12 protein-coding genes, 1 tRNA gene and 1 pseudogene are annotated in these 26381 nt (G+C 36.4%); 8 read left to right on the forward strand and 6 right to left on the reverse strand.

The window, feature by feature from the left end; all coding sequences use genetic code 11:
* From ACFINC_RS00005 to ACFINC_RS00015, 3 genes and pseudogenes are all read right to left on the reverse strand, one after another.
* A pseudogene (locus ACFINC_RS00005) lies at positions 1–2729 on the reverse strand (hypothetical protein); the annotation flags it as partial.
* Positions 2730–4159: 1430 nt separating this feature from the next.
* Complete coding sequence (locus tag ACFINC_RS00010) at positions 4160–10630, reverse strand: Vomp family autotransporter (protein ID WP_375615552.1); 6471 nt, start codon at positions 10628–10630, stop codon at positions 4160–4162.
* Positions 10631–11686: 1056 nt separating this feature from the next.
* Positions 11687–12193 carry a helix-turn-helix domain-containing protein gene (locus ACFINC_RS00015; RefSeq protein ID WP_375615750.1) on the reverse strand — a complete coding sequence of 169 codons (507 nt, stop codon included), beginning with the start codon at positions 12191–12193 and terminating at the stop codon, positions 11687–11689.
* 494 nt (positions 12194–12687) lie between these two features.
* Here ACFINC_RS00015 and ACFINC_RS00020 point away from each other — a divergent pair, with 494 nt between their 5' ends.
* Together ACFINC_RS00020 and ACFINC_RS00025 are read left to right on the forward strand one after the other, a co-directional pair.
* Positions 12688–13134: a hypothetical protein gene (locus ACFINC_RS00020; protein WP_375615553.1), complete on the forward strand. Its 447-nt coding sequence runs from the start codon at positions 12688–12690 to the stop codon at positions 13132–13134.
* Positions 13135–13136: 2 nt separating this feature from the next.
* Positions 13137–13406 carry a hypothetical protein gene (locus ACFINC_RS00025; protein ID WP_012754562.1) on the forward strand — a complete coding sequence of 90 codons (270 nt, stop codon included), beginning with the start codon at positions 13137–13139 and terminating at the stop codon, positions 13404–13406.
* 319 nt (positions 13407–13725) lie between these two features.
* Here ACFINC_RS00025 and ACFINC_RS00030 read toward each other — a convergent pair whose 3' ends face one another.
* Positions 13726–14937 carry an MFS transporter gene (locus ACFINC_RS00030; RefSeq protein ID WP_375615554.1) on the reverse strand — a complete coding sequence of 404 codons (1212 nt, stop codon included), beginning with the start codon at positions 14935–14937 and terminating at the stop codon, positions 13726–13728.
* Between the two features lie 1111 nt (positions 14938–16048).
* Between ACFINC_RS00030 and ACFINC_RS00035 the strand changes: the two genes are divergently transcribed.
* The 6 genes from ACFINC_RS00035 (at position 16049) to ACFINC_RS00060 (ending at position 21583) form a co-directional block, all read left to right on the forward strand.
* Entirely contained in the window at positions 16049–17200 is a 1152-nt protein-coding gene (locus ACFINC_RS00035) for a hypothetical protein (RefSeq protein ID WP_375615555.1), read from the forward strand.
* A gap of 52 nt (positions 17201–17252) precedes the next feature.
* On the forward strand, positions 17253–18140 hold the full coding sequence (locus ACFINC_RS00040; protein ID WP_375615556.1) for an ATP-grasp domain-containing protein: 888 nt from the start codon (positions 17253–17255) through the stop codon (positions 18138–18140).
* The gene (locus ACFINC_RS00045; protein ID WP_375615557.1) at positions 18121–18456 is read left to right on the forward strand and encodes a hypothetical protein; all 336 of its coding nucleotides are present in this window, start codon (positions 18121–18123) and stop codon (positions 18454–18456) included. The genes ACFINC_RS00040 and ACFINC_RS00045 overlap by 20 nt, the downstream gene beginning before the upstream one ends.
* 1003 nt (positions 18457–19459) lie before the next feature.
* Complete coding sequence (locus ACFINC_RS00050) at positions 19460–19870, forward strand: hypothetical protein (RefSeq protein WP_375615558.1); 411 nt, start codon at positions 19460–19462, stop codon at positions 19868–19870.
* Between the two features lie 74 nt (positions 19871–19944).
* Positions 19945–20370: a hypothetical protein gene (locus ACFINC_RS00055; RefSeq protein WP_375615559.1), complete on the forward strand. Its 426-nt coding sequence runs from the start codon at positions 19945–19947 to the stop codon at positions 20368–20370.
* Positions 20363–21583 carry an MFS transporter gene (locus ACFINC_RS00060; RefSeq protein WP_375615560.1) on the forward strand — a complete coding sequence of 407 codons (1221 nt, stop codon included), beginning with the start codon at positions 20363–20365 and terminating at the stop codon, positions 21581–21583. The genes ACFINC_RS00055 and ACFINC_RS00060 overlap by 8 nt, the downstream gene beginning before the upstream one ends.
* 474 nt (positions 21584–22057) lie before the next feature.
* Here the strand turns inward: ACFINC_RS00060 and ACFINC_RS00065 are convergent.
* Together ACFINC_RS00065 and ptsP are read right to left on the reverse strand one after the other, a co-directional pair.
* Positions 22058–22147, reverse strand: a tRNA-Ser gene (locus ACFINC_RS00065).
* Positions 22148–23714: 1567 nt separating this feature from the next.
* Positions 23715–26246 carry a phosphoenolpyruvate--protein phosphotransferase gene (gene ptsP / locus ACFINC_RS00070; protein WP_375615561.1) on the reverse strand — a complete coding sequence of 844 codons (2532 nt, stop codon included), beginning with the start codon at positions 26244–26246 and terminating at the stop codon, positions 23715–23717.
* Positions 26247–26381: the final 135 nt, after the last annotated feature.

Raw genomic sequence — 26381 nt, forward strand, 5'->3', positions numbered from 1 at the left:
TTGGCAATCTGACCATCGGCAACATTATGGAGTCCTACAGCTGCCTTATCCTTACCTTTGCCTAAAGTCACACTCGTATAATCAGTTTCATCACCTGTTTTATCGTAATGAACAACAGCCGAGTCATCTGACTGAAGACTGGTAGAAAGATCCTTCAAACCTTTATCTAGCTGACCTTTGTTAACAGCTTCATTATCCTTTGTTGCTTCACCAACACCTGAAAGTGTCCGATCCGCACCAGTCTTGTTGGCTATGTTGATTTCACTGCCTTCTACTTCTTTACCAATAGTGATAAGATTGGTTGTTTGATCTTTCTTAACAAGGCTATCACCTTTCACATTGGTAATCTCATTATTAATTTCTTTGCTAATCTCATTTCTAATATTTGTGAAAGAATTACCAACTCCAGCCAAAGCATCCGCCACATTGCCATAGTCTATCTCTTCAGATTTACCATCATCCTTAACTGTCTTAACCTTAAAACTTGGAGCAGTCCATTGTCCTTGCTCATCATAACCTGCACCACCACCAAAATAGGTTGCAAGCGTGTTACCCATTGCATAAAGTTGACTACCAATGACAGCATCCGTTGAGTCGGGGCTGATCTCAGCCTTTTCTAGAAACGTAATTCTACTGTTTTCTTGTGTTCTTACAGCTTTGCCTTTTTCTTCTTTTTTCTTTTCATGACGCGCTACAAAGGCATTGACCTCATCATTCCATAACAAAGAATCCTGTGCCACTCCTTCAGAAACTTCTTTAATCCGTGTATTCACATTCTTGATATTTGTATCAAGACCTGCAAAAGCACTCCCAACATCATTAAAAGAGCCCTCTGTTATATTACCCTTTGTATCAATCTTGGATAAGTTATAAGTTGGTCCCGTCATGGCAGAACCAGCAACGCCTGCACCTCCACCAAAATATTTTGATGTATTCGCCATAGCCGTTTCCAGATTTCTCGCTGTCGACGAAAGACTCTCATTGGTTTTGCTTAACTGTGAAAAATTAACTGCATCGTTCGCTCCAGTGCCATCAGACACTCCTGTAATCTTTTTACCCCCAGCATCTATCCCAGAAATGATTATTTTCGGTCCACCAGAAATCACTAAGCCTGTTGCGTCTAGGGTACTGCTTCCTGCAGTTACTTTATTGACTGCAATTTCCTTAGCTAGATCAAATTTTACATTATTATCTTTATCACTTTTTGTAATCGTAAGATTTGTACTTCCAGCGGAAAAATCTACCGCGCTGTCCATAATAACGGTCTTACCATTCTTACCCCCAACAGATAGTTTCCAACCGTCATTTCTTACGAGACTTTCTAAGTCTTTTAACTGTATAACATTTACTGCATCAGTAGGTTCACTACCAGCTGCTACACCTATAATCTGCCGCGTTATGCCCTTACTAAGATCACCAATACTAACGGCACCCTGCGTGCTCTTCCAGTGCGCTTTAGTGTTTTTTGCCGGCCCCTGCAGCAAAGAAGTATACCCCAAAACACCAGCAGCCCTATCGGATACAGAATATCTCCCTATAGCAACGCCATCATTCACCGAAACCACAGAATCAACACCGATAGCGATAGCTCCCTCTCCCTCTGCTTTCGAATAAAATCCAAGAGAAATAGCATGCTTACTAAGTGCCTGTGCACGATGACCAACAGCAGTCGTACCATACTCCAAAGCCTTAGAAACAGCACCCACAGCCGTTGAATAATCACCCTTCGCAAAGGTATGATCGTCTGGCCCAACCGTTTCATTATATTCGGAACCTATCGCAACACTGTCTTTACCTAAAGCATGAGCCATGTAGCCTATAGCAATGCCATCCACTTCACTTGATACCCGTGCTTGATAACCTAGAGCAATACCACGCTCTCCCCCCTCATCCACCTGTGCCTTAGAACCTATAGCTATTGAATGCTGACTAAAAGCATTTGCATGATGACCAATAGCAATCGCATCTTCCTGCGTAGTGCCAGCAGAATCCCCCAACGCTATTGTAAACTTGCCGAAAGCTCTAGCTTGAAAACCTATGGCAATTGCTTTTTCATCTCCAGCAGTTGTTCTTTGCTCTCCAGTAGCATAGTCTGGAGCAGAACCAATCGCAATACTATTATGAGCATTAGCGTAAGAAGATAAACCTATAGCAACACTTCTATCTTGTTTTGCTTCCGCCAATGGACCTAACGCAACAGCATCATAACCTTTTGCACTCGCACTATAACCCTGCTCCAAAGGATGACCATTGCCTTTTGCTGCAGCTCTTTGGGTCGATACTGCTCTTAACAAACCAGGAGAGTTTGAAAAATCTACACCATCTATAGAATTTGTATGAATACTTTTTGTGAACTGTTGTACTTTTTTATCACTCACATTTTCAGCTTTGAATATACTTGATACACCTTTCGATGCAGTACTATTATCTGGAGCTAAAACATTCACAACAGGACTATAATCACTGACATTAGACAAGATTTTGGCTAAAAAATTTGCGTAGTCATCAGAAGTATTCGAACCAGCAACAGAGACGATACTTTTTGGATAAGATATATCAGCACTTTTTAAACCTTCAACAAATGTATTTCTAAAATCAGGATTTGCTGAAAAAACAGAGGTAATATTCGATACAAATGTAGCTACCACAGCCAATGAAAGAATTTTAACAAAAGAAAAACGAGAAAGTTGTAATTCACTCGCCCCTTGTGTGGTATATAATTTCTTCATAATGAACTCCCCAAAAAAACCTTTAGAAACACACTTAAGAACACAAAAAAGACATATTTTAATGATAAGAAGCGCGTGAGATTTGGATTTTGAATGTTTTGTTGTTAGCATTTTAAATCTTTTTATGTTTGTGTTGCATGTGATTTCTATAACCAGACCTAAATGAAACTCTTTCATGAGTATGGAAAATATTTTTAGGTTCTTATTGAAAACGGGTTTTTGTTTTATATATTAAGTGTAAAAGGGCTTTTCTGTATTATATTAGTGTATATAAATATTAAATATGTATTAAAAAGGGTTTTACTTGAGGTGTTTTTTTAATGAGCTGCTTTAAAGTAAGGGTTTTTTAATTGTTCTCTTACTTGTAATTTCTTTCTATTAAGGATTTATTAGCTATTAATGAGTGAACGCCTAAATATTTCAGAATCCGTAGCTCTTTTAGCCTTAAGCTATAACATCAAAATGAAATGTACGTTTGAAATATATTCTATACGCATTTTTACTTTCCCCCTTTGAAAGGTTTCCATCAAAACGAGTCCTACTAAGATACTTCATCTACGATTAAGCAATTAAAATAAAATAGCAAGAAAAAAATGAGTCTTTTCAATAAAGTATATCATTATGGATTCTAGTGTGTCCTTTTTGCAATAAAAGCAGAATGCTTGTAAGAAATGCAGGGGCACTGTACAGCATCATAATTTAGCGCGTCGCTAAAAATCTTGTAATATTCAATTATGGATGCAATCTATACCTCTCCTTTGTATCATCTGCACCCTTTATACTTTAACCACAAACCTCTCATTAAAATCAACAAAAATAAAGACTTAACGGCGTTGATGGTTAAAATCTGTTTGCTTCGTCTTATTTAGGATAAACCTTTTGGGTTTGAGTTTTTTATTGCTAATTCAGCGTTACACTAAACCCTGTGCATATCCCCATTGTTCGCCAGCACTTGTAATCGATAAATTAGAGCAAATCTTTCTATCTTCTGACATGTAGCTCCTATAGAAAAGCTAATTTGTGCATAGGGCGGAGTTAGTTTAGTATATTGTTTTTATAACCTCCTCCAATAAAATTGAAATAAATTTAACGATATACTTCTACCTTATCAGAGAGTTTTTTAGTAAATTTGCAACTTTGGAGAAAGTGAAAGGGTATTTATTTTTTCTATCTATAAAGCTCTATAGATCTTTTAGATTTAAAACTTAAAGCAGCAAATAATGAACATATATTATATGAAAAAGCTTATTATCTTATTTTGAAAAAGAAGTTCGCTTTGTTGAAATCTTGCAAGCTTTTGCTGTTTTTTTACCTGTAGTTATCATTATATCACTTATCAATTTATATATTTTTTTACATACGTAAAAAAAATTCCACCCCTGCCTCATGAGACAGGGGTGAAAAGAAATTTTTATGTATTTTGTTTATTATCAATTCAATGTCATATTGAATCCCGCACCTATACCCCAGTGACCTCCAGAAGTTGTTGCGGATATATTAGAACGGTATTTTCCATTTTCTGAGGTGTAACCTGCACCAAAGGCAAATGCAGATTGACTACGCCATAAACCAGTACCAAATCCAACGCTTAATTTTCCAGGTGTATCATTGTAGCGTAAGTTAGAAACCGCTAGCCCAATAGCCGCTGCTTGTCTGGCCTCTTTTTTCACACTCTCAATACTATAGTTTAAAACATCAAACTTCATATCTGTATATTGCTTAGCCCGATCAACAGCATCATCAATCGCATCAATCACAATATTATTAACCCGTTGATCCGTATACTGCTTGGATTCATCAAGAATAATCTTCATCTGTTCTTGGGTGTAATCATGCAATTGTCCACCATTTACAGCCTCTTTCGAACCTTTTTCAATTTTACCATCAGCGACATTATCAATCAGAACAGGTTCACTGGCATCACCACCCGCTAATGTGATTTTATTGGTTTTTTTGCCGTTTTCATCTCTATCATAACGAACCGCATCCTCTTCAATGTTGTCAACTCTATTATTGATGTTATCAACTTTACCATTAATATTGAGAACTGTATCACCAATATCAGCAATGGTATTGGAAATGTTATCAACTCTATTTGAAATATGCTTAACATCTTTTTCAACACCAGTGATACGTTCATTGGTTTCCCAAAGTTGTCCACCATTAACCGCATCTTTCGAACCTTTTTCAACTTTACCATCGGCTACATTGATAATCTTACTTGGTTGACCATCATGGTTAGCGTCATAGGCTCCTTTCTCCTTATTCCAGTGTAGAACATCTGAATCAACCTTGTTGATGACATCATTAATACGGTTATTAATATTTGACATCCCCGTATTAATATCACCAAAAGCATCAGCGACATTATGGTGCTCTTTCTCAGCAGTATTGCCATTCTCATCGACTTTAGAAATCTTGAAGGTAGGGTCTGTCCATTGACCATTCTCATATTTAGCACCACCACCGAAATAATTAGCAAGCTTGTTGCTCATGAGATAAAGTTGGTTACCTGTAATGGCATCCGTTGAACCTTCGGCAATCTCACCATCCAAAAGATACTTTAATTTGCTCTTTGTCTTCTGCCCATCTTTTTCATGACGTGCAACAAATGCTCCTTCTTCATCATCCCATAATAAAGCATCTTTTGAGATACCTTCAATTTTCTGATTAAACTCATTGGATACATTCGTTAAGCGCTGATTCACACTTTTGACATTCGCATCAAGCCCCGTCAAAGCATCACCAACATTATAATAGTTAACTTTTGCTACTTGGCCATCTTCAACAATGGTAGATAAGCTATATTTTGGTTGTTTAAAAGCACCATTTTCGAATGCGGCACCACCACCAAAGTAATTTGCAATATCTCCTGATATTTTATTAATCTGGCTACCATTGATTGCATCATGAGAATCCTGGGAAATTGCACCATCCTTAACATTCAAGAGAGCAACCGGCCCATTGCTCTTATCGCCACCTAAAGTTACACTACTGTAATTAACATTGCCATTTTCACCTTTATCGTAGAGAACTGCAGAAGCAGTTACTGTCTCAATATCTTTCGTAATATCCTTTATGCTTTTATCCAGTTGGTCTTTGTTAACAGCTTCATCGCCCTTCTCTGCTGCCTTAACACCAGAAATAGAACGCGCTACACCAGCATATCCCGCAATATTGATCTCAGTACCAGCTGTATCCTTACCAATAGTGATAGGAGCAGAAACTCCGTCTTGCTTAACAAGACTATTTTTTACCACTTCGGAAATCTTATTATCAATATTTGTGATCGAAGTATTAACACCTGTAAACGCTTCCGTAACATTATGATATGTCTCCCCCTGAATAAGGAAAGCTGGTTCTACACCATTCAGTACATCTGTACTACCCCCAAAATATTTCGATGTATTTTGAGCGACTGTTGTAAGATTGTCAGTAACAGTTGTAACCTTCTTATCCGTAGCAAAAAGCTGTGAACCATTTACCGCTTGCGTTGATGTTTGAGAAAGTTCTCCATCTTTCACACCAGAAAGTGTTCTTTCTTGATTATCTTTATTTACAAGGCTGATTTCAGTACCACCGGTTGCTTTACCCACAGTAATAAGACCATCTTCTCCCTCCTGTTTTACAAGGCTATTTTCTGTTACATTATTAATCTGATTATAGATATCCGTAATAGAATTATCGACACCTTCAAAAGCATCAGCGACATTATGATGCTTTTTCTCAACAATAGTGCCATCCTCATTACGCTGAGAAACTTTGAAAGTAGGATCTATCCACTCTCCATTCTCATAGCGAGCACCACCGCCAAAATAATTCGCAATCTTATCGCCCATCTTATAAAGTTGAGAACCATTTATTGCATCTGTTGAATCTCCTGAAATATCGCCATCCGCAAGGAACTTAATCTTACTATCTGTCTTCTGTCCATTTGGTCCACGCAGTGCAACAAACGCTTGTTCCTCTTCACTCCAAAGTAACGCGTCTTGAGAAAATTTATCAAATTTATCATCAAATTTCTTGTCTACATATTGTATATGTTTATTCACATTTTTGACATTTACATCAAGTCCTTCTAAAGCCGAACCAACATCTTCAAAAGTTTTCTGTGCTACTATACCATCTGTCGAAACTGTAGATAAATTATACTGTGGTCCAACAAAAACACCATTTTCAAATGAAGTACCACCACCAAAGAAACTCGCGATATCTCCAGATATTTTATTAATTTGGCTACCATTAATTGCATCTGTTGATTCTTCGTGAATTTCCCCATTCATAAGATAGCTAATCTTACTTTTTGTTTTATTACCCTCTCCACCATGCCGTGCAACAAACGCTTGTTCTTCTTCACTCCAAAGTAACGCATCTTGAGAGAGAGTATCAAATCTCTGAGTGAATTCATTAGTAACATTCGTCAAACGATTATTCACACTTTTGACATTCCCATCAAGTCCTTTCAATGCAGAACCAACATCACGATAATTAGCATTTTCTATAGTACCATCTTCAACAATAACAGATAAACTATATTTTGGTCCTTTAAAAGCACCGTCTTCAAACGCTGCATCCCCACCAAAGAATTTTGCAACATCTCCAGCTATTGTATTAATTTGACTACCATTTACAGCTTCCATGGAGTCTTTGGAAATTTCACCATTTTTCACACCTGCAATGGTTCGCTCTCCCTCAGTACCTGTGATATCAATTTTCGTACCGCCTTTTTCAGCACCAATAGTGATAAGCTTCTGATCTTCTTTCCATTTAACAAGACTATCGTCCGCCACTTCTTTTATTTTCTCTTCTACTGTCTTCAACTGGTTAAGATTAACTGCATCCGTACCCAAAATACCGTCTTCCACTCTTCTAATTACTTTATCGCCCGCATCAATACCGCCATATGTTATACTTGGACCACGTTTAATCACCAAGCCATTATCAGTTATAGTAACTTCATCCCCTACTTTTATTTTATTAACTTTAATAAGTTCGTTTAAATCAAATGTTACCTCGTTATTATTGCCTCTTACAATTTTGAGATTTTTGTGATCATTCTTATCTGCAGCAGCTACAAACTTTACTGTACTCCCAGCTTTAACATCTGTAGCTTCTCCGTCTTCAACAGCAAGCTTCCAACCCGTTTTAATTCCCGCTGTAACATCTTTCAGCTGCTTAAAATTCACAGCATCGGTATCATCAGTTCCGTTAGCAACTTTTGTGATTTTTTTATTGTAAGCATCAATACCATCAACAGTTATGCTTGGTCCTCCATCAACAAACTTGAAGCCATCGTTGCTCATAATGCTGTTGCCTGTTGTAACACTCGTGAGCTTAATCTGATCATTCAAAGAAAATGTGACTTTGTTATTATCTTTTACAATTTTGATATTTTTGCTTCCATCATCACTCGCACCAGCAACAAAATCTACTGTACTCCCAGCTTTAACATCTGTAGCATTATTCCCATCAACAGAAAGCTTCCAGCCATTTTCTGCAAGTGTTCTTACCTCTGTCAACTGCTTATAATTTACAGCATCGGTTTCTTCTTCCCCCTTAGCTACTCCTGTAATTTTTTTATCACCAGCATGAATACCATTTAAAGTTATGCTTGGTCCATTACCATCAATAAACTTAAAGCCCTCATCACTCATAATGCTGTTGCCTGTCGTGACACTCGTAAGCTTAAGGTTATCATTCAAAGCAAATGTAACTTTATTACTGTCTTTTGCAATTTTTATATTTTTGCTTCCGTCCTCACCCGCATCCGCAACAAGATCTACTGTACTCCCAGCTTTAACATCTGTAGCATTGTTACCATCAACAGAAAGTTTCCAGCCTGCTTCAGCAAGTGTTCTTACCTCTGTCAACTGCTTATAATTTACAGCATCAGTATCTTCTTCCCCTGCCGCTACTCCTTTAATCGTTTTATCACCAGCATGAATACCATTAACAGTTATGCTCGGCCCCTCATCACCGTCAAATCTAAAGCCAGCAGCATCCATAATGCTGTCTCCTGCTGTGACAGTCATTACCTGAATATCATCAGCTAGATCAAATGTGACATTGTGATCATTATCTTTTTCGATCTTGATATTTTTTGTACCTTTATTGTCAACTGACTGAAAATTTACTGTACCATTTGGACCAATAGCCGTAGCATTTCCCCCGTTAACAGCAAGCTGCCAACTCGTTTTGTTCGCGTTTTTCACCTCTTGCAACTGTTTATAATTCACTGCATCGTTAGGTTCAGACCCATCTGCTACGTTTGTGATCTTTTGATTTCCAGCATCAATACCATCAATAGTCATGCTTGGACCATCATTACCATTAATAAAAAAGCCGTCTACAGTCATGCGTGAACCGCTTTCACCGTTAACAAAAAAGCCATCATCACTCATCGTGCTTTGGCCTGTGGTGACTTGCGTCAATTTAAGATGATCATTTAAAGTAAATTCAATTTTATGCTTATTATCTGCAGTGTTTTTTGCAATCTTTAAGTTGTCTTTTCCCGCTTCTTTTTCACTTTTCACTGAAAAATCTACGGTATTGCCTGAATTCACATCTGTCGGATCGGTATCGTTAGCAGAAAGTTTCCACCCCCCTCCCTCTGCTATGACATCTCTCATAGCTTTCAACTGTGCAACATTCACTGCATCAGTGTCTTTACTCCCTGCTGCGACATTTGTAATCTGTCGCGTTAAATTCTGGTTAGTATTACCAACACTAAAATCACCTGCAGTGCTTTTCCATGCAAGATCACTTTTTGTTGTTGTAGTATTTGTTACAGGATCATACCCTAAAACTTTCCCATCAACACGAGAGACAGATCCCCCACCCACAGCAACGCCATCTATAACATGTACTTGTGCATTTATACCAATTGCAACTGAATGAGCCGTCTCAGCATAAGTATGGGAACCTATAGCAATCGAATTTTTACCTTTAGCTATTACTTTTCTTTCCTGCCCATTTTCTGCAGGTTCTCCGCCACCTATTGCAATAGAACCAAGAGCTTCCGCTTCAGCCTTCGAACCTATAGCAACCGTATAATCATTACTTGCTTTGGTCTTTAATCCTAACGCAACACTATTGTAACCAGACGCAGATGCAAACTTACCAATAGCAACACTATTTATACCGCCCCCTTCTGCATTTGAACCAACCGCAATAGCATCGTCCTGCGTAGCTTTGGAACTCTCACCTATAGAAATGCTATTTTTACCAGAGGCGGTTGCGAGACCACCAAAAGCAACAGCAGATTTCCCCGATGCTTCTGAGCCTACACCTATAGCAACAGCTGCTTTGCCACTTGCAAGTGCGGAAACACCAAAGGCTTGCGCTCCTCCAGCCTTCGCCGTTGCACCTGCACCCAAAACGGTTGAATAATTACCCGTCGCTGCAGACCCACAACCTGTTGCAAAAGAATAAACGCCATAAGCCTCAGGCATAGCATTAGCGATACCACTGGTGGAAAATGTCCCCATATAACCACCCAAAACTCTACCATTAGTGCTACCCGTATATCCATCACCCGTCCAAATAACCTGTTCAGTGGTCGTACCATAAGGATGACGACCGTTAAACTCTTGATCAGTAATAAATCTATTATATTGTTGCTCTGCGGTTATTCGTCCAGTATCAGGAATTGCCTGCTGTTGTTTGCCGCCACGACCAATAACATTGTCTGCACCACAGTAGTCATCATCACCAGCAAAAACAACACTCCCATGACTACCATGCGGATACATGACATTACCACCATTTGTGCTTCTAACCAGCTCTCCTGTTATTGAGAGATTCGCCGCAAAAACAGGAGAAACACTCGATAAGAGTGTCGCCATTACCGCACTAAGAGAGACAACTTTAATTAAATTTGGTGTGGAATATTTTTTTTTCATAAGAACCTCCTCCAACAGAGTTCAACATCATTACAACGCGCGGAAACACTCATGGCAAAACCCTCAGTTTGCGCACTTCAAAAACCAATAAATCAAGACAAAACCCTCCCCTTCCGATGCCGATATTTTTACGGCATCGCCCTAAAATCTTTGCAACAACATCGAATCTAGAAAAGTCCCCAACCCTTTTAGCTAGAGGGATTCAAGCTAAAAAATAAATAAAAACACAAAACTTTGAAAATATACCGTTATCTCCATTCAAAAATACTGCGATTTATCTCTTAACAAAAATAGTTTCACTAAAGAGCAATTCTACTTTTCAAATAAAGCGCATTAAAAGAATGGCAAGAGTGTAAAAATAATTTTTTATAAATTTGTAAAAATACTTCTCAATAAAATAGCTGTTCTTATAAGCACAAATTTATGATTTTTTAACTTATAGCATAATGTAATAATGACGATTATCATGATAACATCACTCTTTGCTGCGAAGTAATCTGTTTCAATATATGATGTACATCTTTGAAAGAATTTTTTTATATCCAATATAATGAGAAACTTCCTATTAAAAGTTTTAACGTACTCATCTCATCGTCTTCATAAAAAAGATAAAAGCGCTATAAATAATCTTTCATTCTTCTCTCTTTCATGTCTATTCCTCTTCTATAGTCATCAAACACCGTCCTTGTATTTTCACTATTGTATGAATTTTTTTAATATTACAAATCGAAAAGAAGCTGTTTTCTAAACTCTTTCCTCTCACATAACCCACTGTATTTTCACTGTTGTCCGTATCTTTTCTTCAACCAACAAATATTTCAGGAATGATGCTATACTCGCTTCCTTTTGTAGAAATTTTGTTTGTATCACTACTCGTCATTCTTTTTATCTGTATTAGAGCAATGTATTGATTTATAATGATAGTTTCTCGTTTTTCAGATCGAATAAGAGACTCGAAAATCGTGAGATTTTCACATTCCAAACTTGGTTATACAGCAGAAGATCAAAAAAGTTTTATTTTTTTAAAAGGCTGTTCAATCGTAACTTATGAAATTTCTAGATGTGCTTTTCAGTTTCGATTTTACGCTTTAAATGTAATTTTAAAAGTGGCAAAGTGGCTTCGACTTCTTCTATATCATTGAGGTTTTGAATAAGCTCTTGCAATCTTCCATAAAGCTCTGCTGCTAATTCCGCAACATCTTCAGGAGAAAGTGTTATTTTTGCATCATGATAGGTCGTATAAACTAAATGTCCCAGCTTTTTCATCAGCCCAGTAGGAATCGCCTGCGGTTTAAAACCAGCTGCTTTCGCCTTTGCCACATCTGAAAACATCTCACCATCACCCGTTACAAGCCAATCTAATGAAACACCACAAATTTCTTGATATTTGGAGAGCGCAGAGGCTGTAGGCTCACTTATACCAGTTTCATAAGTTCCTATAGAGCCAGCAGTGATACCAAGATGTTCAGCAAACTGCTTACGCTCTGTAAAACCAAGAGCGTGACGCACTTCACGAAAACGTTTTGCCAACTCAGTTTTAGGTTTTGCTTCCGGACGAGCCAAAAAAAACACTCCAAAATCAATATAATTGCTGACTAAATAATTATATTGATTTACATCTATCATTACTGCCCCTTAAGAAGAGCAGTTATCACATACATAACCCCACAAAAACGGATGTTACAGCATCCATTTAAGCAGGAGCGAAAATTATGACAATTACAAAAAATGCAATCGCCGTGGTATTTTTCTGAGCTGCGCCCCTGTAATATAATCTTGGAAAAACTCAAGCCTATCAGAGGCTATTTTCCAGAGTCAAAAACATTTGGACACAGGCCAATGAAAAAACTAAACGCACCACTGCCAACTCTATCAGTTTGCATGCCAAGCCAATTGTTGCCAACTGCTTTCTCAAAAGTCGCAGTCATATTCTTTCAAAAGCAAAAAGCCTAATACGATTCTCTTCATTTCATGCTGTGCAATATACCACTGAAATCTTATTACAAAAATATGCAAACGCATTTCCCATAGGTTTTTATAAGGTAAAAAGTTTATCAATGTCTAAAAATCAATATAAAATAGGCAAAATAATTGGTATTCTACAAAAAATGAGATTATCACTCGTTATTAAAAAGTTAGACGTTTACAAACCCTGTTTGCTTATTTTATATATTAATGGCACTGATTTAGCTGTAATTGGCAATAGAGATTTCAGGGTGTTTGGTTTATCGTCAGAATACTCTTCCTCTACGCATATTAAAAGCCTTTTGGCAATGTATTTTAAATGCTATAAATTCTATAGTAAACACATTGCCATCCATATTTACAATTGGGCGCTTCAAAATCTTGGAGTAATAAAATCTTTAATAGGCTTTGATTTAAAAGCGCGTATTTTGCAGAAAATTGACAAAACCATGAGGTTCGTATACATGGCAATTTTAAGTGATGATAGTGGAGTGATACTTAAAAAAGCTGCATGGAAACCCGCAACGTTGAGGAATTAAGCATGACCTCTTTATGCGATAAAGAATTATCTGATACACTGGTTGGTCTTTATGACGACTATCAACGCGGTTTCGACATTGGAGAAGAGCTTAAATTGTGCGTGGATTTGGCGTTATCTCTTGAATTGGAACTCAGTATTCACCGTTTAAGTGAAACAGATGCTGTTTTAAAAAAAGAGATTGTGCAAACCTTGCATCGTCGTAGAAATACTCATTCCAATGAAGATGAAATTGATACAATTTTTCATATGGATTTTGAAAAACAAAAATAATGCAATACTCTCCCCGTATGATAAGATATTCCCTCATCGCTTTACTTTCTGCTACGCTTAGACAAAAAACTTTCAAGAAGATTTAAAGTGTTCCGTTTTCGTCTTCTTAACAGCAGTGAGGTGAATTAAAGAAACGCATCAATTCTTTTGGGTCATTATCAAAAAGTAAAGGGTATTCTCTAGCATACATCAATTTATGCTTTATTCATTAAGTACCAACTTTTACATTTTCTCAACTCTCCTTTAAAAGCAAAATATGAAATGTGCTGCAGCGTAAATATTTATAAAATAGCGTATATTGACCACACTTAAACGTAATTTATTGTTTTTCATGTTTATAAAACAGCACTATGAGTATTCCAACAAACGCAACAATGCTTTGAAAAAAATATATCGATTGGGGTGATATGCTACTGCTATCGCTTGCCATAGTGAGGTAGACTCCGAGGATCAAGCATCCAGAGATACCATTAAAACTTGCCTGCAATCTTCCTTGGTATTCAGGATCACAAGAGAGTTGTGATAAAGAAATCGAAAGAGCCCAACTCGAAAGTCCAAACCCAATCATAAAGTAAACAGGAAAAACAACAAAATTGTGTGTATTAACAGATAAAATAGCGAGGCCAATAGCCATAAAAGCTAATAAAATGGCTAATGTTTTCCTTATGGATAAAACTTTACAAAGAAGTGGTGAAAAAAACGCACCTGTCAATACGCCCATAGAATAAAGCACCTCAAATATTGCAAAGGTCGTGCTATCCGCATGTAAAACCTCTTGTATATAAGGAACAAGAATAACAGGAATGGTCATCAAAAGAGTCATAATAATCATCTGGCTTATATAAGGTACAAAAAGAGCCGGATTCTGTTTAAAATAATGAAGGGATGCTGTATAATTTTCCCACCAATTTTGCTGGTTTTGATTTTTAGATCTTCGGTTTTTAGGTACCTTCATTGCAAAATTAAATAAACCAGCAATGATAAAGAATATACCACCTATTAGAAGAGTTCCTTTTGTTCCTGCATAGGACAGTATAAATCCACTTAAGCCCATACCTACGATAGTGCCAAGTTCATAAACCATATCGATGGTCGCATTTGCATTGATGAGCTGTTCCTTCAGCACAATACTTTGAATTAAAGAAATAGCTGATGGCATATAAAAAGGGATAAAAATACCCAAAAGAGCAGATAAGACCATCAATTCAATTTCTATACCAAAATGCCAAAGCATTACCCAGCTTACGATTACCAAACCTCTCACAAGATTTGAAATAATAATCTGCGTTTTACGGTTATATTTATCTGCCAATATGCCAAAAATAGGCGCAAAAATAATGCCAGGCGTCCAAAGAAAAAGCATCATCAACGCTACACCACGGATTGAGCCCGTCTGATTGTAAGCGAGCCATGACAATGTAATATAATTTAGTCCACTTCCAAATGTAGCAAATAAGCCGCTCAAAGTAAAATAGAGAAAAGTTCTATTTTCAAATAAAGCAATGCGTTCCTTCAAATTTGAAGTGAACATAAATTATCCTCTAAAATGAATACCAGTCGATATGCATGATACATCCTGTTTAAAAACAGGCATTCTTACAATTTTCATTTTAGATCATTAAATTTAAGAAAGCAAAATCCTTTTTTAGGCTTTTAAAATCTCTATTCTGTCGTATGATCAATTTTTTATATGAAAATAAAATATTTACATATAAAGATAGAACAAAATTAATATTTTATGTGCATTTATTCAGAAACTATACCTTTATAAATAATGTAAAACAATTTTACGGTATTGAAGATTCATACGTATCATTATCTTACAGGAAGTTTACCTACACATCGTGAATGCAATATAGTATCGTTGAAGCTTATTCTTTTGCTCTTACCAAAGAGCAATAGTCGTAACTCAGATTCAGACAAACCTAAAAAGTCTAGCATAGCATTTGCATCGTTATTATACATGTTCAGAAAAAGCTTTAGTTGCTATATTAAAAAGGAAAACTTTATTATTCCATCAAAATAGATTCTTTAGTACTTGAAAAATAACCAGAAATGATGGTTGATCAATCTCTTCTGGTACAAAACTTTCTTAAGGAAAGCAATGAAAAATAGAAAGCCTCATCATTTATTGCCATGAGAAACAAAGTGAATGTACTACAAAAGTCATATTGGAAGCGCCAAAAAATGAAAGTGACAAATACGAATAAAAAATAACAATGCCTATGGTGCTGTTACATAGCAAAGAAAAAACTTGTGCTATTGCTACATTAAAGTCAGAAGGAGAAAGTTTTTTAAGGTAACAACGAAAACATAAGCGCCATTATTGCCTCCCCCCTTAACTTATTTTCACACTCAAATAGGATCGAGCACATCCCCCCCCAAGAACATAGCTATGCTAGCCGTTTAGCGAAGAAACTTCTTATTGGCAAAACATCCTACAAGAAGCACAATAAAAACACCAACTGTCTCTGCTCTCAGTCTCTCCGAAAATTAGCTATCACAATGATAAACATTATTGTTCAAATTTATATCATGCTCTTATCGAAAGAACTTGACATGCCTAACGACACAGATATTAGTTTTTTATAAAAACGTATAGATGTATATTTTTAGATATACGAACATGGGGGGAAGGTGATGTGCGCAAAGAATTAATGTTTCGGTTTTATGGGCTTGTTGTCCTGCTGTATCTTTCTGATATGGTTTTATTTTTAAGTAATCTTTGGAATGCTTATCGCATAACCTCCTCATCGGTTTTCCTAGGCGTAACCATGGCTTTGGGCACCCTTATGCCCTATCTTTTGAAAAAAAGCGGACTTGTGCGCATTAAAGCCTCACTGCGGTTGGTAGATTTATACAAAAGGCGGATCATTATCTATAGCCTTCTTTTATTGATTGCATTTTTCCATTACGCTGATTCCCCCTTTGGTTTTATCGCTGTCTCTATCTCTATTGGTTATCTCTCTTTGATCACTTTAAGTACGCTGGAGACTTATAATACTAAACTCTCGCTTAGTGGCTATATTAGTGCTCAAAAGGCTTCCCGCATTATGCAAACAGTGGTGCAGATTGGCGCCTTTTTGGGAGCAGCATTGAGTGGTTATCTCTTGGAAGCAACCAGCCCTCAAGGGGCTGCAGCTGAAATCGGCTATAATGGTTTGATTGTGACACTTTGTGTGTTTGACATCATTATAAGCATTATAGCCGGATATATTATCTTTTGCGATGAATATAACGCCACAGATACCACAGCACTTGAAATTGGTAAGAAGCCAGCGCCTACACCGCAAGCGGATGGGCTCTCCCGTGAGCTTAAACTTTTATGCGTCTTCATAGGACTTATTGGCTTTCATATTTGCGCTTATAATACGCTGGCAACTATTCTTTTTCAGAGTGTGAAAAATTTTGGCTCTGAATATTATGGGCTGTGCAGCGCAGTTGCGGGTGTGGGGGCTTTTCTAGCTGCTTTTATCAAAATCCCGCGCTTTGAATTTATTCTCCCAGCCCTTATGTTGAGCGTAGCTGATCTTATTTTTAGCACCACACAATCGCCCTATTTGGCTGTGGTCTTTTGCTTTTTTATTGGACTTTCAATGAATACCATGCGAATTAATGCCCGCAAACATACGATTGAAGCGACCAAAACAGAGGCTCAAGCAGAGCTGCTGGGAAGCTATAGCGCGGTATGCTTTATACTCTCTCCCAATCGACAGGTTATGTCATTCTTGGTCTTCTTACAAGCTCTGCCCTTATGGGTCCTCAAGCAGCTGTTTATCTTCTCCCCCTTATAGGGCTAATAATCTTTATTTATGTTCTTTTCCTTTTATTACAGCGGAACAAAGTATGAGAAAACCTATTCTTATTGTCGACCCTTTCTCCACGGGTGCCCTCTATGGCCCTGCTTTGCAAAAATTAGGCTATGCTTGTTATGGTGTTATCTCTCAACAAGCTCCTTTTTCACACTATATGCTTTCTTATCAGGGAGAGGGCATGGCAGAAGCGAAACTTCATAATGTAGATGAGATAAAGACACGCTTTCCTATCGGAACGATAGAGGCTGTAATAGCGGGGGCCGAAGGGGGTATTTATTGTGCAGATCAATTGGCGGCTTATTATAATTGCCCTGGGAATAATCCCTCAACCACAGATTGGCGACGGAAAAAGGCAGCAATGCAGAAGCACCTTTGTGAAAACGGTTTATCTTATATCCGATCAAAAATTCTTACAAAAGACAATTATACTTTCGATGGTTTTGAAAGCCACAGCGGCTATGTGGTAAAGCCAAATGATTCTGCAGGAAGCGATGGTGTTTTATTTTTCTCTAATCTTGAGGAAGTGGCGGCATGGTCCTCTAGAATCGACTGGACGCAAAAAAATATTTTTGGCGCACCTAACGAGGCTTATTTGCTCCAAGAAAGATTGGAGGGAGAGGAATACATCGTCGACGCCATCGTAAAGGGAGAGGCTATAAAGGTATGTGCTTTATCGCGATATAAAAAAGGTATTCATAATGGAAGTGCTTTTGTTTATGAATCGCTTGATGTGCTTGATGCTCAAGATCCCCTTTATGCCGCTCTTATCTCTTATGCAAAACAGTGCATTCGCGCGGTGGGGATTGAATATGGGCCTGCGCATATGGAAATCATGCACAGCTCGTGGTCCAGTGATGATCGAAGTAGGAGCCCGCCTCCACGGGGGGATTGCGCCCACTTTGTTTGCACATTGCTATGAAAATGATTTACTTGAAAGCTCCATTAACCTTATTACGGGAGTGTTTTCGCAAACACCAAGTCGCTTTAAGAAAAAAGGGCGTATTATCTTTCTTATCAATAAAATTGATGGTCGTATCATACAAGATATTAATCTATGGCAGCAAAAGCTTCATTCTTGGGAAAATGTCGTCCATTTTATGCTCTTTTTTAAAGAAAATGAACCCCTCCCCCTGACCATTGATTTAAATACCTGTCCAGCCATTATAGCAATTTTGGGCGAGAGTGATGATGAATTATCGACTTTGGAAAGGATAATTCGTAGCAATTTTTTATAAAATACAACAATTGGGAGGAATACAGGGATTCAGCAGCGCAAATAATTAAAAATATAGACAAATATGAAAAATGGATCCAGCTTAACGGATTAAACAACAAAGAAATAATTTTGTTTACAGCTTTATTGTCGAGCATTCGCGGATGGATTCTAGTATTATCTCTATCTAGAACTCCCTATAGGCAAGAGGCAGAAAAGTTATCAAGCATACTTAGTATACCTTAATGATAACTGCTATTACCATGCGTGATGGCTCTAAAATGTAGATGGATTTGAACTTTTAAATAATTTTTTAACTCTTTAATCACTTTATTTCCATACTTTTTAAATAATATTCAATAACTTAAGTAAAATAAATATTTTTATTTTGGGTTTTGGTGTGTTGTTAATCTAAAGCATATGAAGAGAATATATTAAAGAATAACAATGTTTATACATCGAGATTTAAGCTCTGTTTTACAAAAGGAGGACTATTATGACACAGACGAATCTAGCTATTAATCCGTTGTTGCAAACCAGTGGAGAGATAGTGCTAAATGTAGAAAAAGTTGCATAAGAACCTTTAACAAAAATGATTAAAATTTAGAGTTACAAGGTATGAAATAAATTTTTTTCTATCAGCTCTTCAGTTTTCTTTGGTTAATTTATTTATTCTACCTATATCGTTGAAGCTTTCTTCTAATGACATCGTCTATCATTAGAGGGAGATGTGTGATTGTTTTTCGGGTTGTAACAGCACATGGGTTTCGTGATTTATTTTTCCCATCAGAAGAGTTATAGTTGAACAAGTTTTAATACATGGCATTCCATATAATGCAGTGTGTGCATATAAAATTTTTCAGGATGGGAGTGTTGAGGTAGTGTCTTTTCTTGGAAAGACTGTACAGCAGTTACTAGAAAATCTAGGAGAAGAAGAGCTTATTTTTAGAACAGATAGAAATTTTGATTATAACAATTAATTAAACCAAAAGAATAATATTTATTCTAAAGTTGATGATAAAATTGTGGCAAAATATATTTTTGATAACCATAAAGAAAAAGTTAGGGAACATGTTTTTATTAGTAAGAAAGAATATCATTCATTTGTCTCGCTAAAAGTTAGCAAATTTATAGATAACTTTTTTCGTTCGTTGAATGGTGAAAAAATAATTGTCGGAGTTAGTGGAGGAGGAGATTCTAATCCATTGTTACAAAGTTTAATAAAAGTTCGAATACCTAAAGATTCTTTAGTTCCTGTGAGAGTGTTAGGAATACAAAATTGGGATACAGAGGAGACAAAGAGAGCAAAAGCCGAAAACTTTGCACCAATGTTGGTTAAAATTGCATCTTGTTCATTCAGACGAAGTTGGTCAATTATTAGGTGCAGCAGAGATAGATTGAGCGGGAATTTTTCAAAAAGCGTATCCCGAATCTGACTTAGAGGTTATTGAAACTTTAGCAGTGCAATTGTCTTTGTCTCATGTTGCTCAAACATTAGACCAATCTTTTTGTGATTAGAGTTAATTTAGAAGATCCGCTTGCTGAAAATTTTTATAATATCATGATAGGTCAAAATATTTCTTTTTGTTTCGTGCACGAAGTGGATGCACCTCGTATTTTTTATCTATTGCACTGTTGTCCGAAACATATTTTAGATGGTTGTTACTTGAAATATGCCTTGGAAAATTATTTGGCAAGAGAGCGTACCTATATGTATTGGAAAGTAATTTCCTATTATTTATCTCAATCTATAGGTACAACGTTACCAAGTATAGAATTCATGCTGACAGATGACTTTCAAAAAATAAGTGCCTATAACGCATTTGAACTAAACTTTTATGAAAAACTGGAATTTAGTACCGAACCATATTCGACAATGGAGAAAATCATAAAATGGCTTGAGTCTCTGTTTAAAAGGAAAGAGGCTATTGCGTAATTCTGTTTTTCTTATGATTGTGATTGGTTGTTTGACGAGTTTTTGTGCTAGTGGTGTATTATCTATTGGCCTTTCTTTGTTACAATTCCAAGATACAACGGGAGAAGCATCTGCTACTTTAAATGTCGTTAATTTAATCGCAATTGGAATTGCTGGCTTATGTTTGGGAAACGTGTTGGCGCACTATCAAGGCTTTATAATTGGGTTTTATAGTCAAATTACTTGCGCTTGTTTATTGTCTTTCTTATTATTTATGAACAATCCAGTACTTATTTTATTTGTATTTTTTTTACTTGCTCTCTTGATGGGGGCTGATAATCCAAATAACAATAGTGCCTTGAATCTGCTGGTTCCAGCTCCCAAACAAAAAGCTGGAATTTTTGCATTTTATACTAGTTGCTGTCAGTTTTTTGTTATTATATCCCCATTGCTTATATATTTTATAATTGCGCATTTGGGGCACAAAATAGCCATAGCCTTTATTGTATTTATCTATCTTTTGAATGCCTGCTTATGGTTTCGTATAAAGTCTATACAACAACTAAACAGAGCAAAAGAGCTATTAAAAAAGCCATCTCAAAAAGCTTATGGAGTTGGGTTCAGGCGCCTTTGGCGGATTTCTGCGTTGCGTTTTTTAACGATTAATCGTATTTTGAATAATTCTCTCTATACGGGGCCTATTGTTTTATTGCCACTTGTTCTTGCTTCTATAACATCAGATAATATAAAATTTACAGCCATTCAAAATTCTATTTTTGCTTTGTCAGCACTGGGTTTTGTGATCAATGGTCTTATCTCATCTTATTATTTACGGAAATTTCCATCTTTAATTCGTTTTTTTGTATGGGGGGCACCGGCTTTTGCCGTGATCGCAATCTCTTTTGTTTTATATTTAAATTTTACTCAATATTCCCTTTATATTATGGGATTTTTATTAGGTATTGGGCAATTTTATTTTAGGGTATCGGGAATAACAATTGGACAAGCTATCACACCTAGTGAAAATTTAGCCGAGGTGATTTTGGCAGGCGATGCCAGTGTACGCATCATAACAGCTTTATTCTCTATTGTGCTTTTATATGCAGGAAAATTTTTTTCATTTTCTATATTATACGTCCTGTGTGTATTTATAGGCTTTTGCGCCCCTTTATTTATTTTGCACGGACTATCTATTTACATACAAAGTTTAGAGATAAAAGAAAGCGCCGCATGAATGATGTTCAATTATTATATTACGTCAGCCTTTTTTTGATTATCGTATGGATAAAAATTTTGTACAAATATTCATGACATTAATTTTAAATAAACACATTGCGTGAGAAAAGCTGAGGTGTTTGTTACCTCTCATGTGGATAAAACGCATTTAGCCCATTAATCAACGAAATTGCAAATAGCACTATGATCACCATTAATTCTAAAAGCTCTACCAGAAGTTAGTGATAATGGCAAAAATCCTTTAATGATATTTGAAGAGATCGTTTATGCTAGATCAGGTTATTTAAAGATCGAGAGGAGAGGAGCTTAAAAAGTATAAAATTCATGGAAATTCAACAGCAATTTCTAGGTGTACATAATGATAGGCATAGATCGACGCGAACTGGTCAAATTCAAACAATAAAAAATCCTGCAAATGCTGAGCTTTTTAAACTATGTCATATCAAGCATATGAAAGTTCGTTTTAAATTAATGGCGGAGAGAGAGGGATTCGAACCCTCGATATGGTTTCCCATATACACGCGTTCCAGGCGTGCGCCTTCAACCACTCGGCCACCTCTCCAGAAGTTTGCACTATACCCAGAAAGAAATAACGTGCAAGTCTAAACTCTACATTCAAAACTCAAAACACAAATTCATTTATTCAAGTAAGAGATGATATCTGTTGAATAACAAGCACATCCTTTCTTTTTAAGAAAAAACTTTTTCCGTGGATAGCTGTCTACAATGCAATAATGGGAATAAAAAGATTGTCACAATCATAAACATTCATGCTCACTTACACACTTTCTGCTTCACGAAAAAATACTTCTCTTAAAATTGGCATACAGTCCATGGTTCTGCACGATCAAATAATTAAATATCTCTCGCTTCACAGCATTGATTACCCTAATAATAAATAGAATAATAACGATATGAAATTCTTATATCCCTAATATTAAAATTGTTTATTCAGATAATAAATTTCATTTCAATAAAAATCATTTTCAACCTCCTCATGTCCCCAAGGATGAAGATTCTTAACCGCTATAAATTTTATGACAAACTGCTCTTTCTTGAGATGAGATCTACCTGCTAATCATTTTTATGTTTCACTTCATATATAATATATTGATTTATAAATAATAAATTATCATCATTATGTAATGAGAACCCAAAATATCGTAAGATTTTCTCATCACAAACCCTCTCAAAACCATTTTCTTGTACGCCATCAACAAGGATGATATGTGGATAAAAAACTTTAAGAAAGGATAAATGTCTCTTAGGAATTCTCTCAAATAGCAAGGGATTGGGTATTGGTAAATAATATGATCTTGGCTTGTGCTTTTTATTTAAGGAAAGAAGGTTCTATCCAATAGATTTTATACTATTCATAGATACCGTTATGAGACGGATGTGACAAGCTTTGAGAAATATTTTTTACAAACATGTGGATGAGAAAAATAATAGTATTCTTAGAGTGTTCTGTTTTTTATGAGAAGCATACCCTACTTAAAGAATGTGATAAACATAAAATGTGAAGCAATACATAATATCTCTTATTTAAAAGAGATTGCTTTAGATATTTTGAAAACTATAAAGCTGAATTTAAGAGTATATGGTAAAGAGGAAAACAGATTTGCATCTTTATGATTTTATGTCTTGCCAAAATTAAACTGTTTTCTCATTTCAGAGAATAATATACATTCATGCATATTAAATTAAAGATACAACAGCCTTTTGTATCTGAATTTTATTTTCTATCAACTAAGTGTAGAAGTATGAAATGAAATATTTAGGATAGGATCGAGACAGCTGGTACCATCATGCTATTTGCCAGCCCAAAATATTGCAACGTCCCTTGCTATTTGAGAGAATTCATAAAAAGCAATTATCCTTTCTTAAAGTTTTTTTATCCACATATCATCCCTACTTATGGCGCACAAGAAAATGATTTTAATTAATCAATATGAGAGAGCTTGTGATGAGAAAATCTTATAACATTCGGGATTCCCATTATAAAAAACGACAAATTATCATTCTAAATTAATAATGTTGCCTATAATCGTCCTAAAGAACAATGTTTTACAACACTAAAATCTGATTACTTTGCAAAATAAACTCGTTCTATCCCTTAATGTTTTTTATCACCTTATATCTTTGCTTAGAGCACGTACAGCTCGTGCAGTTTCACATTGCAATGCTTTTTGTGCTAAAATTTTCATATCCTCAAAACTATGTGTCCGCAAACAAGCCTTTACTGGAGAAATATCGCAAGATATCATAGAAAGCTCATTAATTCCCAATCCAGTCAAAATCATCGCCCCAAAAGGATCTCCAGCCATACCACCACATACACTAACCCAACATTTATGTTGTGCTGCTCCCTGAATAGTCTGGTAAATCATACGCAAAACTGCTGGATCAAGGCTATCAGCTTCAGACACAAGGTATGGATTTTGCCGATCAACGGCCATTGTATACTGTGTTAAATCGTTGGTTCCAATTGAGAAAAAGTCAACATGGGCACTTAACACGTCTGCCATAATGGCTGCCGCTGGAACTTCGATCATAATACCAAGTTTTAATTTTGGTGCATTAATATCGTTTCGGATTTCTTCTGCAATCTTTTTTATAGCAACAATCTCTGAAACAGACATCACCATTGGAAACACAATCCATAGATCTCCACCCTCTTTTGCTGCTCGATACAAAGCACGTAATTGAGGAACCAAAAGATCACGTCGACGTAACAAAAGCCGCGTTCCTCGAACACCTAAAAAAGGATTGTCTTCTTTAGATAAATGTAAATGTGTAACCTGTTTATCCCCACCAATATCGAGCGCACGAATAATTAATGGCTTATCTCCTACAGCTGTAATCATCGTCCGATATATATCAAATTGTACCTCTTCATCCGGAATATGCGGATTTTCTAAAAACAAAAATTCCGTGCGCATGAGCCCAACACCTTCAGCCCCAAAATCAAACGCAATAGGAACCTGATTTGCGTAGTTGACATTAGCCATAATACGAATTCTTTGGCCATCTATCGTTTGCGCTGGTAATCTACACGCATTTATCTCACTGATACGTTCTTGCGCAACAATATCAATTTTCCTTTGAGCATCTTCAACGTCTTCAAGTGTAGGATCAAGGTAGATAAACCCGTTATCGCCATCAATAATAGCCTGAATATCAGACTGAATTGCTAAAATATCATCACCTGCAGCCACAACCATTGGAATACCAAGAGTACGCGCCAAAATAGCTGTATGAGATAACGGACCTCCCCATGCTGTTGCTAATCCTTTTACCCTTGTACAATCAAGTTGTGCTACATCAGAAGGAGAAAGGTCATTTGTAACCAGAATTACACCATGTGGAATATCATTTAAAAAGAACGATCTATAGGATGGATTGATTTCACCTAAAACACGTCGACCAACATCAACTAAATTAACAGCACGTGCTGCTAACAAAGGATTATCTACCTTAAAAAACATATCTGAAAATTGACGAACCGCTCTATCCCAAGACCAAGCAACACCATGACCTTCTGCTATAAAACGATAAGCTTGAGCTATTAAATTTTCATCTTCAAGCAAAACCATTTGCGCAGAAAAAATCGCAGCAGAATCCGCTCCCATACGCACTGTAATATCAGAAATCACTGATGCCATTTTATGTTTTGTTTTTGTAAGAGCATTGTCAAGACATGCTGCACCAGCTGCAAAATCAATTGGCTGATCTATTATGGAAATATCATTTTGCCTTAAAACAAAAATCTTACCAAACGCTAACCCTGAGCTTGCTCCAACACCAGAAATACCTTTGTGCATGGAGCGTGGATGCCAACCATGAAAAGTCTTTGTTTGAGATTCCATTTCTTTCATCACGCATTTTTCACTAATACTTACCTTTTTTACAATAGAAATCGCATCCTTAAGAAGTTGTGCTCCTTCTGCAGCATCTGTAGAAAAAATAAGAACATCGCCGTTTTTTACTCCTAATTGCAATAAACCAACTAAATTTTTCATTTCAACGGCATATTGACCATGGCGAACTCTGATAGAGTTCTGAATCTTTTTCGCAAAATCAACCCAAAGAGAAGCTGGTCGTGCATGAAGACCGCTTGGATAATCTAACATCCATTCCTGACACACCGAAAGATCACCAATAACATTTTTTTCTATCTTCATATCTTGATCAAATAGAGTTGTAACAATTTGCTGTTTGTCCGCAGTTGTTGCAAGTACTTCAAGCTGTTTTTTATCAAATAAAAGAGACGTCAATTTTTTGCAAATTTCTCTATAGAGCTCTGGACACGCTGCAATGGCAATAACCAAATGTGCTTTCTTTCCATCTTGCCACTCAACACCAGCAGGAACTTGTATAACAGCAACAGCGTCCTTGATAATTAAATCACGATTCTCAACCATACCATGAGGAATAGCTATACCATTCCCCAGCCAAGTATTGGTTATTTCTTCACGTGCAAGCATGCTTTCCAGATAACATTTATCAACAGCACCAACCTGCACAAGCAACTCAGCAGCAGCATAGATCGCATCATTTTTATGATCAAAAGCAGCCGCAAGTTGTACAGATCCTATCGACAAGATTTCACTCTCGGTAAAATCTACATTCATTGCTTCTGCTTTCTTACATCCCATCATGAATTCAAATTGCCTCATATTTGAACACGAATATCTCTGATAAATTCCTTTTCAAAGCTGCATTTCCCAAAATACAAGCTATAAACAACACCACAATTTTCTTTTATTTTATGGAATATAGCTAAGTGAGGTGCT

It is taken from the genome of Bartonella sp. AP58NXGY (assembly GCF_042195785.1).
Taxonomy (GTDB): Bacteria; Pseudomonadota; Alphaproteobacteria; order Rhizobiales; family Rhizobiaceae; genus Bartonella.